This is a genomic window from Rufibacter latericius (genome assembly GCF_003721515.1).
Lineage (GTDB): Bacteria > Bacteroidota > Bacteroidia > Cytophagales > Hymenobacteraceae > Nibribacter > Nibribacter latericius.
Genome location: NZ_RJJD01000001.1, coordinates 16,996 through 28,922, shown reverse-complemented (window position 1 = coordinate 28,922; position 11,927 = coordinate 16,996). Strand labels below are relative to the sequence as shown.

Below are 11,927 nucleotides of genomic sequence, written 5' to 3'. Positions count from 1 at the left end.
TCGGCTATGAGTAAAGCATCCGCGTATTTTCAACTTCTGAAGTTCAGGCTTTCCGCCACGGTTGCTTTTTCTAGTGCTATTGGCTTTCTTCTTGGCAGACCAAATGCTGCCTGGATAGACACCGCCTTAGTGATGTTGGGTGGGCTTTTAGTAACAGGCTCTGCAAACATCATCAACCAGGTTCTTGAAAAGGATTTGGACAAGTTGATGAAAAGAACCGCCAAACGTCCGCTGCCTACTGGTGCAGTATCGGTGCAGGAAGCAATCATCTATTGTATTCTGCTTTGCCTGGCCGGGGTAGGGCTTTTAGGACTTTATTTTAATTGGTTGGCTGCGGCTTTGTCTTTCTTGTCGCTGCTTTTGTACGGTTTTTTCTATACCCCCCTCAAAAGGCTTTCTCCTATCTGTGTGTTTGTAGGAGCCATTCCAGGGGCTTTGCCTCCCTTGATTGGTTGGGTAGCGGGTACGGGGTACATTGGGGTAGAAGCCTGGGTTTTATTCGGAATCCAGTTTATCTGGCAGTTTCCCCATTTCTGGGCCATTGCCTGGGTATTGGATGACGACTACAAAAAAGCTGGCTTCAAAATGTTGCCCATGGCCGGAGGGAAGAACTTGAAAACGGCTATCCAAATTATGATCTATACGTTACTGCTGATTCCGTTGGGCTTATTGCCTTTGCAGTTTGGAATGGCAGGGAAAACTTCTGCTTTTATTGCAGTGGTTTGTGGTGTTTTATTTTTGATGCAGACTTTCTATCTCATGCATACCTGCTCTAAAAGGGCAGCCATGAACATCATGTTTGGTTCGTTTTTGTATTTGCCTATTGTGCAGATTGCGTTTGTGGTAGACAGCCTATAAAGGAGTAAAGATGATAATGAATCCAGAAATACAGGCAGAGCAACGGAAGGTAAATCCTTTGAAGTTCATGCTTATTTTATTGATCGTAAGCATTGTGATGATGTTTGCGGCTTTTACCAGCGCCTATATTGTGCGCCGCGAAGAAGGAAACTGGCTGGAGTTTGATCTTCCGTCGGTTTTGCTCATCAACACGGTGGTGCTGATTATGAGTAGTATTTTCATGCAGTGGGCGTATGTGTCTGCCAAGCGTGATAACATGAAGAACCTCAAATTGGCCTTGATACTCACCATTGTGGCAGGAACTGCTTTCCTGGTGGGCCAATGGCAAGGTTGGGGAGAGTTGGTGCAGAACAATGTGTTCTTCGGCGGCAGTACTGCCAACCCATCAGGTTCTTTTCTGTATGTATTAACCGGTGTTCACGCATTTCACCTGATCACGGGGTTAATTTTTCTAATTATTGTAGTAATTTCGGCACTCCAGTACCGAGTACATTCCAAAAACCTGACCCGAATAGAATTGTGCACTATTTATTGGCACTTCTTAGGGGCCCTTTGGATTTACTTATACGTATTCCTAGTTTTGAACCATTAATAATTCTGTAACACATATGTCGCAAACAACAACCTTTGAGCAGCCTAATACCGGCACCTGGGATGGGGGGAACGAGCCTTTCAAGGTAAGTTATGGTAAACTGATGATGTGGTTTTTCCTCTTATCAGATGCCTTCACCTTTGCTGCTTTCTTAACTACCTACGGATTGGCCCGTCATCGGCATAAAGCTTATGAAGGAACGCACGAAGCCTTCACTTTTTCAACCGAGTGGTGGCCAATTCCTGACAAAGTTTTTAATGCTTTTCCTGGTTTTCATGGCGTAGACTGGCCATTGGCTTTTGTGGCCTTGATGACCATGATCCTGATTCTTTCCTCTGTAACCATGGTTTTGGCGGTGGAAGCAGGTCATAGAATGGATAAAAACGATGTGCAGAAATGGTTGTTGTGGACTATCCTTTTTGGATCTATGTTCTTGGGCTGCCAGGCATGGGAGTGGTCTCACTTTATCGCTGGTACAGAGGAGGGCATGAAGCTTGCCGACGGAAGCGTAATCCATGGAGCGAACCTTATCGTAAACCAATACGGGCCACCCTTGTTCGCTGACCTGTTCTTCTTCATCACTGGTTTCCACGGTACGCACGTGTTCAGTGGGGTGGTGTTACTGATCATGATTTTCATCAATACCGTGAACGGAGTGTACCACAGAAGAGGACACTATGAAATGGTAGAGAAAGTAGGTCTTTACTGGCACTTTGTAGACTTAGTGTGGGTATTCGTGTTCACCTTCTTCTACCTGGTGTAATTGTTGAATTGATTTAAACTGAATAGACATGGCATCGCATTCACACCATACTGACGAGTTTGCTACCACAGGAGAAATTCCTAAGGCACAAACAAAAGTTATCTGGAAGACCTTCTTTATTCTTTGCGCCTTAACTGCAATTGAATTCGCCTTCGCTTTCATGATGGATCCAGGTACGTTGCGTAACGCAATCTTCATCGGATTAACCCTCTTCAAAGCGTTTTACATTGTAGGTGAATTCATGCACTTAAAGCATGAGACCAAAGGCCTGATCTGGGCTGTTCTGGTTCCAACGGTATTATTGGTTTGGCTACTGGTCGCTTTACTGGTAGAAGGTACTTTCTACGGAGAGTCAGTTTTCAACTACTTTAATTAATGAGTCCAAAAAAGGCACTAGTGCTGGGTACCCTTCTGTTGGTACCCGTACTAGTGTTTTTGTTTTTGAAGATGTTCGGAGTGAATAGATTTTCACTCCGAACTCATTTTCCGGTTAGAGTAGATTCTACCTTGGTAGATGGCCAATGGCGGTATGATACCACTTATCGGCAGGTACCAGATTTTCGGCTGGTTTCCCAAAACGGAGCTTCTTTCACGGCCAAGGAGTTGGAAGGCAAAATTTACGTAGCCAATTTCTTCTATACTTCCTGTGCGGCCAACTGCAAACAAATGAGCACCCAACTTTCCCGGGTGCAGGATGCTTTCCGGCTTAAGCCAAACGTGAAAATCCTTTCCTTTTCCCTGCGCCCCGAAGAAGATAGTCCCGAAGTGCTGAAACGATATGCCGAAAGTTTCCGGGCCAATCCTTATAAATGGGTTTTCCTGACCGGTTCCTCCGCAGAAATTCTGCGTTTAGCGCAACAGGGATACAATCTTCAAACCACAGACTCCGTTTCCACAGGGAAGGCAGAACCGGTCTCCCCACAAAACCTGTATTTGGTAGATCAGCAGAAACACGTACGGGGCATCTATGATGGGACCAGCGCTGCCGATGTAGACCGATTGATTACCGAGATTAACGTGCTCCTTTCTGAGGACAACACAGACAATGGAAAACAAAGCCCTAGGTAACCCCAACGATACCCGTTACCTCATCATCATTGCCCTTCTTTCCGTGATTGTGCCACTGGTGGTGGCATTACTCTTGTTTATGCCGCAAACCGGGAAATTGGGTGACCTTGATGTGTCCTTTCTGCCTAAACTTCATGCCGTCCTTAATTCCCTAACCGCCATTGCCCTGGTGATTGGGTACTATCAAATCAAGAAGCAGAACAGAAGGTTACACCGATTTGCCATGGTGACCGCGTTTGTGTTGTCGTCCTTTTTCCTGATCTCCTATGTGACGTACCATTACCAAGCCGCACCTACTCCGTTTGGGGGAGAAGGGACCATTAAATTGATCTATTACGTCATCCTGATTACCCACATTATTCTGGCAGCGGTGATTGTGCCTTTGGTACTACTTTCGGTATACTTCGCGGTCTCACAGCAGTTCGCCCGTCACCGGAAAGTCTCCCGCTGGACTTTTCCGCTTTGGCTTTATGTGGCTATCACAGGAGTCGTGGTTTACCTGATGATTTCGCCATACTATGCTTGAAACTTTACGGGCCCAATAGTGTTCATAGAAGAGAGAGACAATGGAGATGAAGAATAAAATACGTTTTTGGCTGGTCGCCCTTTTTCTGGTGGTGCTCCTTACCTTTCAAACAGCCCCCGTGCAGGCACAGTGTGCCATGTGTACCGCCTCGGTGGAATCTTCCAACAACGAGTCTGGTGACAGCATTGCCAACGGGTTGAACAAAGGCATTTTGTACCTGATGGCCATTCCGTATGTGATTGCGGGCTGTGTGGGCTTCTTCTGGTATAAGTACAGCCGCAAAAAATAGTGGGAACCTGGGCGCATGTCAAGGCCGGCCTTGAAAAGAAATGTCCGCGCTGCCACCAAGGCCCCATGTTTTCCCATTCTGCCCTTCACCTGAACAAGTTTGATCAAATGCCGGAGAAATGCCCCGTGTGCGGGTTCCGGTACGAGGTTGAACTCGGGTTTTATTGGGGCGCCATGTACATGAGCTACGGCCTTTCGGTGCTGATTGTACTGGTAGTAGGAGTTTCCCTTTATTTTCTAGCCGATGATCCGCCCACCTGGGTGTATTTAACCACGGTAGCCTCTACCATCATTCTGTTTACTCCGGTTCTTTTCCGGTACGCCCGAGTCATGATGCTCTATTTCTTCGGGAGTGTCTCCTATGACCCAAAATACGGGCAACTAAAAAACTCCTAATGTATTTTCTTTTCCTTCCATAGGGATTCTTCCCCTGAACTTTCCTGTCTTTGTTTTATGGCTGTTTTCAGGAAAACGGCACTAAATCTTCCCGTTTCTTGCAATCATTTTACTTTTCGGCTTACTGGCGGGATTTTTGCGCGTATTAAGCTAAATTCGTAAAAAAACTGAGTTGAAGTTCAGGTATACCCTCCCGTTACTTTTCTTTTTAGTATCCCTTTTCTTTGGGGGAGTTGCGGCTTTTTTACAGGTGAGTGTGCAGCGCGATTTGTTGGAAGCCCCCGAGAAGCAAATGGTAGAAGAAGTGCAGGTTCGGCTCCATGGACTCTTGCAGCAGGCCCGTCAGGAAATAGCCGAAGTTGCCCAAACCATTCCCCCTGATTCAGCGGTCTTTTCCAGAAACCTGCCCAAAACCAATATCCCCCTTTTCGTCTACAAACAGGACAAACTGATTTTTTGGTCTGAGCATTCGCTGCGGCCTGAGTTAGACCCCAGAAACCTGAGCAAGAACCAGCAGGTAGTGGAAAATCGGTTCGGGCGGTTTATCGTGGTAAGGCAGAAGTTCCACCGGGAGTACACCGCACTGGCGGTGGTTCCCCTGGAAGTCAGGTATGGAATCAATAATGCCTATCTGCGGAGCGGCTTAAACCCCCAGATCTTCGAAGACCATGTAGCCACTCTTCAACTGGAGCGGGGAGGACGGGCTATTCCCATCGCTGATGCGCAAGGCAATTATCTTTTCTCGTTGCAGGTACTGGAACCCGGACAATGGCTGCACGCCGGTTCATTCACGCTGGCCCTTTACCTATTATCTTTATTTACCGCCATTCTGGGCTTGATTTCCCTGTATCAGAGATTAAGGAGCGAAGGACGGGAAGCGACAGCTTTGTGGACCATTCTTCTGGGTTTGCTGCTGCTGCGGTTAGTCATGCTGCTGACACGGTTCCCCAACAATGTGCAGGAGGTGGAGCTATTTGGCCCGCGGGTGTACGCCGCTTCCTGGTGGTCTCCCTCTCTAGGTGATTTACTCCTGAATGAGGTTTGCTTTTTGATCATGACGTTGCTGGTGTATCGCTTCGCAAGGCATTTCTCTTTTAGGGCTGTTTTCCATAAATCAACCCAAAAACAGCTATGGAGCTGTATTGCCATTGGGGTAATCATTACGGTCCTCATCATCAGTTGGTACGAAACCTACCGAAGCCTTTTTGTCAACTCCCAACCCAACCTTGACATCACCCAGAACATTCAGATAGGGGTAGAGAAGCTGCTCTTGTACCTGGTCATGATTCTGCATACGCTGGCGTTGAGCTGGATTCTGCGGCTTCTGCTGGGTGCCTTTCCGTTTACTGCGCACGGAAGTTTGCCCTTTGCCTACGCCTGGATGACCGTTCTGGTACTGGCTCTAGGCTGGGCGTTTTGGCGCGATGCCCCTAGCGGCAATTGGGTAGTTCTATTCGCCGGTGCGGCCCTGGTAGGGTGGGAGCAGTTACACCGAAAACTAGGTCAGAGGGCCGGTATCTACTCCAGTATTTTCATGCTGAATATCCTAAGCGCTAGCTTAGGTGCGGCAGCCTTGTACGACCTTTACGCGGTACAACTCCGGGCCGACAAACAACGGCTGGCTTCGCAGTTGCTCAAAGACCGTGATGATTTAACCGAGTACTTGTTGGCGCAAGCAGCCCAGGACATCAGCCGAGATCCTTTGATCCAGCACGTGTTCAATGCTCCCTGGGGAAAACTGACCATAGTGGAGCAGAAAATCCGCCGGCATCATTTGCGTGCCATCACTGAAAACTACGCCGTGACGGTGCGCATGTTTGACTTCACCGGCGAGAGTTTTAATGATCTGGATAGCCTCTCTAACTTGGAAGCCTATGCCCAAAAATGGGCACCTATCTCCCGAGGCACGAACCAGAAAGGACAACTTTTGGTGGGTTCTGAAGCAGATCCGGGTAGGTTTACGTATTTGCAGGAGATAAAAGTGCCGGTTGAGTTTGAGCAATGGGCAACGGTGGTGCTAGAGGTAAGTCCTAAGATCACGGCGCCTAACAGTGTGCTTCCCGAGTTGCTCGTTGAACGCAAAAGTTCGCAGGAAAGCAATTTGCCCTCCAGCAGTTATGCGCTCTGGAAGAGAAACCGCTGGCTCAAGACCGAAGGCTACTTTGAATACAGCCAAAATTTCTCGCCCAATCTCTTTAACATCCCGCAGTTGTATACTCAGGGCCTGGCCATCGCCGATTACCACCACTTAGGCGCCCGGGCTAATAATGGAACGGTGGCCTTGGTGAGTACGCCCGCGTATGGTGCCCGTTCGTGGCTGTCTAATTTCTCGTTCCTGTTTCTGCTGCATACCTTCTCGCTGTTTTCTTTGCTGTTGCTGGTGATGTTGTATCGGGGGCAATTGGTGGAAGCCATCATGTCTACCTTCGGAACCAAGATCCAGCTTTTCCTGAATTTGGGGGTGCTGGTGCCTTTGGTGCTGGTGAGTATTACCATCGGGAGCCTAGTGACCAACTCGTACCGGCAGGACCTCATCAGGGGCTACACCGATCAGGGCGATTTTGTACGGCAAAGCATCTTAACCAGCAACTGGGGAAATAACCTGTTCAAAGGCCGGGCAGATTCTCTGGAGCGTCGCATCAACCGGTTGGCGATGGTGGCCCAGGCCGAACTTAACATCTACAATGCTGCAGGGGAGTTGCGCTTGTCCAGCCAGCCGGCCCTGTTTGAGGCTGGCGTTCTCTCTACCCGGCTTAACCCACAGGCGTTTGAGGTGCTGAAGGAGCAAGGCCTGAACCGGGTTTTGTTAGAGGAAAAAGCCGGTTCGCTGCCTTACAGTTCCATTTACGTGCCTTTGCGCAACAGCCCAAATGCCAGCCCTGAGGGGTACCTGGCCATTCCGTTCTTCGATTCAGAAAAGGAACTGAACTCCAAATTGATTCAGCTGATCACCACCATCTTGAATATCTTCTCGGTGTTGTTCCTGCTGTTCGTGTTTCTGAGTTACATGGCTACCCGCGCCTTGACCGTGCCTCTGCAACTGTTGACCGAACGCCTGAAACGAACCTCACTCACGGGAAACAACGAAAAACTGGTGTATCAGTCCCGCGATGAGATTGGCTTGCTGGTGCATGAGTACAACCAGATGCTGCAGAAGCTAGAGGAGAGCAAGCAAGAACTGACCTTACGGGAGAAAGAAGCCGCCTGGAAAGAAATGGCCCGGCAGGTAGCCCACGAGATCAAGAATCCGCTTACGCCCATGAAGCTTTCGCTGCAGTACCTGCGCAAAGCCAAGCAGGACGGCCGCGGCAACCTGGACGAACTCATCGAGAAGATCTCCAACACCATGATCACCCAGATTGATGTACTAAGCGATATCGCCACGTCGTTCTCCAATTTCACGGCCATGCCTGATTTGAAATTAGAGATTCTGGAGTTGAACGGATTGATCCGGAGAGCCACCGATTTACACCTGAACCCCCAGCAGCATCGGATAGAGGTAGTCCTGCCCGAGGCACCTGTGCAAGTGCGCGCCGATGAAAACCAACTCATCCGGATCTTCAATAACCTGTTGTTGAATGCTTTGCAAGCCGTTCCGGCGTCTAAGACTCCGGAGATCAACGTGACCTTGGAACTGGTGAGTGCGCAATGGGCTTTGGTAGCGATACAGGACAATGGCTCAGGCATTCCCGAAGAAGTGCAGCCCAAAATCTTCATCCCGAATTTTAGTACCAAATACTCGGGCTCAGGCATTGGCTTGGCCGTGGTGAAGAAAGGCGTAGAGGCCATTGGCGGTTCTATTTGGTTTGAGACGATGGAGAACGAAGGAACCACCTTCTTCCTGAAACTGCCGGTGGTGCCCTCATGAGGTGCTGGGGCGTCATATTCCTTTTCGTTTCGGCTTTTTTATGGGCAGGCCAAACCCAAGCCCAGGAGCTGTCTAACCGCCGTTGCAAATGGGTACAGCTGCGGCCGGGCGCTTTCACGCTGGATTCCCTGACTATTGCCGAAAACACCATCGAGATTCTGGACCGTCGGCAACTCCGGAGCCCGCTGGGGTTTCATTATGACCCTGTGAGCAACTTGTTCCTGTTCATTGGGGAGACGGAGGCAGCCCCAACTCCAGCGGTTCGGCCCGACAGTCTGGCGCGTGATTCTTCCGGGGCGTTTTTCGCCCGTTTTCCTGAAAATGCCCCAAAAACAGATTCGGTGCTGGTGTGTTACCGCGTGCTGCCCCTGAACGTGGCTTCGCCCAGTTTCAAGCGCGATATTAGAAAATGGGATTCCACTTCGTTTGAACGGTCCTATGTCATTAACCAACCTGCTCCCCGCGAGGAGCTATTCAAAACCCCGGGCCTGAACAAAACGGGCAGCATTTCCAGGGGAGTTTCGGTAGGAAACACCCAAAACGTATTTGTGAACTCGGCCCTGAACCTGCAGTTGGAAGGAAAACTGACCGATGAGATCAACATCACCGCTTCCATCACTGACCAGAACATCCCGTTTCAACCCGAGGGGAACACGCAGCAACTACAGGAGTTCGACCGCGTCTTCATCACCCTACAGCATCGGCTTTGGACTTTGACCGGCGGAGATGTGGTGCTCCGGAACCGGCCTACGTCGCACTTTCTGCGGTTCTACAAAAACGTGCAGGGCGGCGCGTTGGAAATCAACCGGGGCAAACCGGGCTGGGAGAGTGCTACCTCGGTGGCAGCATCGGTGGCCAAGGGAAAATTCGCCTCGGAGAACATCACGCCCATAGAGAGTGTGCAGGGGCCTTACCGGTTGCGGGGACCCAACGGTGAGCGCTTTATCATTGTGCTGGCCAACTCAGAACGGGTATACCTAGACGGTAAACTGTTGCAGCGGGGCTTTGACTACGACTATGTCATTGACTACAACCAGGCCGAGGTCACCTTTACGCCCAAATGGATCATCACCCGGAATTCGCGTATTCGCGTCGATTTTGAATATTCAGACCTGAACTACACCCGTAGCGTGGTGCATGCCAGTCATTACCAGAAAATGGGCAAGTTCAACGTGTACGGCAACTTCTACAACGAAGCCGATAACCCCAACAACCCGCTTACCCTGAACCTGAGCACCGACGAAAAACGCCTGCTCTCCCAGATTGGCGACCGGCAGGACCTGGCGGCTACGCCCAGCGGAGATTCTGTGCGCTTTGACCGTAACCAGGTGCTTTACCTGAAGAAAGATACTGTCACTGCTACCGGCACCTACAATATTTTCGAGTACTCCACTGATTCAACCCGGGCTTTCTATGCGGTAAGTTTCACCGAGGTAGCTACCGGCGGGAACTACATACTGCAGAACACCACCGTGAACGGGCGTGTCTTCCAGTGGGTGGAGCCGGTGAACGGTGTGCCGCAGGGCCGCTACGAGGCCATCCGGATTTTGCCTACGCCCATCCAGAAACAAATGATGACCTTGGGCGGCATCTGGTCTCTGGACGAAAAGAGTAATGTGTTCCTGGAAGTGGCGGGCTCCAAGAATGACCTGAATCGTTACTCCAACCTTGATTCCGGCGATGACCAGGGAAAGGGAATCAGGGTGGGATATCAGGTGAATGACCGTAACGTGAAGTTCCTGGGCGACTACAAACTGCGGAGCGCCATGACCTACGAGTACACCGACCCCAACTTCACACCCATTGACCGCTACCGTGACGTGGAATTTGACCGTGACTGGAGCAGCCCTACCAATACCACCTTGGCCCGCCAAACCCGCATTGAGGACCACATCTTCACGTTCTCGGTAGGAGGGGTGAAAGATGCGCTGCATTTCATCAATTACCGCATCAGCCGGCGGTTCCGGCCCACAGAGGTAGACGGAACGCAGCATTACCTGGAGATGACCCAGAAAGTAAAAGGGCTGGAACTGCGCGGGAATCTGTTTATGCTTAAAAACCAACAGGCCGAAAGTACCTCTAACTGGGTGCGTGGCGAGATTGGCGTGCAGTACCCCACCAAGTTCTTCACACCGGGCTACGTGTACCGCTTCGATAAAAACCGGATTATCTCCAAACTCAACGAAGCGTTGCTGGGCTCCGCCAATTACTTTGATGACCACCTCTTCTATGTAGAAAGCCGCGATACGGCTGCGTTCAAGTACCGCGTGGAGTACAGCCGCCGCGTAGATTTCAGGCCCGAAAACGGAGAATTGGGCAATAAACAGATCGCCAACACTTTCAACTTCAGCACCAGCACCGTCATCAAGAAAAACCATCAAATCACCGCATTGATCACGCTGCGTAACCTACAGGCGCTGGATAGTCTGCGGGAAACCACCGTACTTTCCAAAATTGACTGGACCGGTGATTTCCTTGACCGACACCTGCGCTCTGAGATGACGTACGCTATTGGCACTGGCCGTGAGTTGAAACGGCAGTACCAGTTTGTGGAAACCATTCCGGGGCAGGGCACCCACTTCTTTGAGGACCTGAACCGAGATGGACGCCAGGATCTGAACGAGTTCTTTGAGTCGCAGCCGTCAGACCCGCCGTACCGCCGCAACTTCATTAAGCTGTTCATCCCCACGGATGAGTACGTGATTGCCTACACCAATAATTTCACCTACCGGCTGAACAGCAGCCTGCCCCGGGCCTGGCAGAATTCTGAAACCCGCCTGAAGCGGATTGCCGCTAAGTTCTCGGCGCTGTCTTTCGTGACCATTGACAAACGCACCACCGATGACAACCTGCGCAGCCGCTTCAACCCCTTCAGCCTAAACTTCGCTGATTCCAGTTTGCTTTCGCTCACGCGGTCTTACCGGAATACCCTGTATTTCAACCGGAGCAACCCAAAATACGGCGTTGAATGGACTTTCCAGCAGGGCCTGCAGAAAACGCTCCTAACCAACGGTACCGATGTCCGGAACAATACAAGCCAACAGGTGTTGGTGCGGGTGAACCTGACGGAGGTGTTTTCGAGCCAGTTAAACCTAACCCGCTCCAAACGGGAAAGCGCCTCCAATTACCTTAGCACCAAGAATTTTCTGATCCGTTCCTGGGAAGCCATGCCCGAACTCTCGTACCAACCCAACCAAATAATCCGGTTTACCGGCACCTACCAGTGGATGAACAAGGTGAATGAACAAGGAGCTCAGGAAGAGGCGCAGTTCCATGAATTGGGCACCGAAACGCGCTTGAGCCAAGTAGGCAAACGGACGGTCACGGGGATTGTGAAATACATCAAAATCAACTACTCAGGGCTAGATACCTCGCCGGTGGCCTATGAAATGCTCAACGGCTTCAGGGCTGGCAACAACCTCACCTGGAACCTGGCCTTGCAGCAGCGCCTCAGCAGTGGCCTTAACATCACCTTTGACTACGATGGCCGAAAGCCACAAGGCATCAGAACCATTCACACGGGGCGCATGCAGGTATCGGTGTTGTTTTAAAAGTTAGGAACGGTTTA

10 protein-coding genes are annotated in these 11,927 nt (G+C 50.4%); all 10 read left to right on the top strand.

The annotated features are described in order from the left end of the window. The first annotated feature begins 6 nt into the window (after positions 1 to 6). The 10 genes from cyoE (at position 7) to EFB08_RS00085 (ending at position 11,910) form a co-directional block, all read left to right on the top strand. Positions 7 to 858 (top strand): heme o synthase, encoded by an 852-nt coding sequence (gene cyoE, locus EFB08_RS00130; protein WP_123124892.1) that lies wholly within the window; start codon positions 7 to 9, stop codon positions 856 to 858. A gap of 16 nt (positions 859 to 874) precedes the next feature. Continuing rightward, a complete protein-coding gene (locus EFB08_RS00125; protein ID WP_123124891.1) occupies positions 875 to 1,450 on the top strand; it encodes a cytochrome c oxidase subunit 3 in 576 nt (191 codons plus the stop codon). A gap of 16 nt (positions 1,451 to 1,466) precedes the next feature. Next, on the top strand, positions 1,467 to 2,213 hold the full coding sequence (locus tag EFB08_RS00120) for a cytochrome c oxidase subunit 3 (RefSeq protein WP_123124890.1): 747 nt from the start codon (positions 1,467 to 1,469) through the stop codon (positions 2,211 to 2,213). Positions 2,214 to 2,241: 28 nt separating this feature from the next. Continuing rightward, positions 2,242 to 2,589: a cytochrome C oxidase subunit IV family protein gene (locus EFB08_RS00115; RefSeq protein ID WP_123124889.1), complete on the top strand. Its 348-nt coding sequence runs from the start codon at positions 2,242 to 2,244 to the stop codon at positions 2,587 to 2,589. 71 nt (positions 2,590 to 2,660) lie between these two features. Next, positions 2,661 to 3,281, top strand: coding sequence for an SCO family protein (locus EFB08_RS00110; RefSeq protein WP_449417332.1), 621 nt, complete (start codon positions 2,661 to 2,663; stop codon positions 3,279 to 3,281). Further along, positions 3,259 to 3,807, top strand: coding sequence for a DUF420 domain-containing protein (locus tag EFB08_RS00105; RefSeq protein ID WP_123124887.1), 549 nt, complete (start codon positions 3,259 to 3,261; stop codon positions 3,805 to 3,807). The genes EFB08_RS00110 and EFB08_RS00105 overlap by 23 nt, the downstream gene beginning before the upstream one ends. A 46-nt stretch (positions 3,808 to 3,853) precedes the next feature. Beyond that, entirely contained in the window at positions 3,854 to 4,096 is a 243-nt protein-coding gene (locus tag EFB08_RS00100) for a hypothetical protein (RefSeq protein WP_123125572.1), read from the top strand. Positions 4,097 to 4,161: 65 nt separating this feature from the next. Continuing rightward, positions 4,162 to 4,491 (top strand): DUF983 domain-containing protein, encoded by a 330-nt coding sequence (locus EFB08_RS00095; RefSeq protein ID WP_227006149.1) that lies wholly within the window; start codon positions 4,162 to 4,164, stop codon positions 4,489 to 4,491. Between the two features lie 172 nt (positions 4,492 to 4,663). Then, complete coding sequence (locus EFB08_RS00090) at positions 4,664 to 8,359, top strand: sensor histidine kinase (RefSeq protein WP_123124886.1); 3,696 nt, start codon at positions 4,664 to 4,666, stop codon at positions 8,357 to 8,359. Continuing rightward, the gene (locus EFB08_RS00085) at positions 8,356 to 11,910 is read left to right on the top strand and encodes a hypothetical protein (RefSeq protein WP_123124885.1); all 3,555 of its coding nucleotides are present in this window, start codon (positions 8,356 to 8,358) and stop codon (positions 11,908 to 11,910) included. Before EFB08_RS00090 ends, EFB08_RS00085 begins: the two co-directional genes overlap by 4 nt. Positions 11,911 to 11,927 lie beyond the last annotated feature (17 nt).

Bases quoted from the DNA above. Each gene is read 5' to 3' on its own strand.
- cyoE (WP_123124892.1), top strand. From the start codon at position 7: ATGAGTAAAGCATCCGCGTATTTTCAACTTCTGAAGTTCAGGCTTTCC.
- EFB08_RS00125 (WP_123124891.1), top strand. From the start codon at position 875: ATGAATCCAGAAATACAGGCAGAGCAACGGAAGGTAAATCCTTTGAAG.
- EFB08_RS00120 (WP_123124890.1), top strand. From the start codon at position 1,467: ATGTCGCAAACAACAACCTTTGAGCAGCCTAATACCGGCACCTGGGAT.
- EFB08_RS00115 (WP_123124889.1), top strand. From the start codon at position 2,242: ATGGCATCGCATTCACACCATACTGACGAGTTTGCTACCACAGGAGAA.
- EFB08_RS00110 (WP_449417332.1), top strand. From the start codon at position 2,661: ATGTTCGGAGTGAATAGATTTTCACTCCGAACTCATTTTCCGGTTAGA.
- EFB08_RS00105 (WP_123124887.1), top strand. From the start codon at position 3,259: ATGGAAAACAAAGCCCTAGGTAACCCCAACGATACCCGTTACCTCATC.
- EFB08_RS00100 (WP_123125572.1), top strand. From the start codon at position 3,854: ATGAAGAATAAAATACGTTTTTGGCTGGTCGCCCTTTTTCTGGTGGTG.
- EFB08_RS00095 (WP_227006149.1), top strand. From the start codon at position 4,162: ATGTTTTCCCATTCTGCCCTTCACCTGAACAAGTTTGATCAAATGCCG.
- EFB08_RS00085 (WP_123124885.1), top strand. From the start codon at position 8,356: ATGAGGTGCTGGGGCGTCATATTCCTTTTCGTTTCGGCTTTTTTATGG.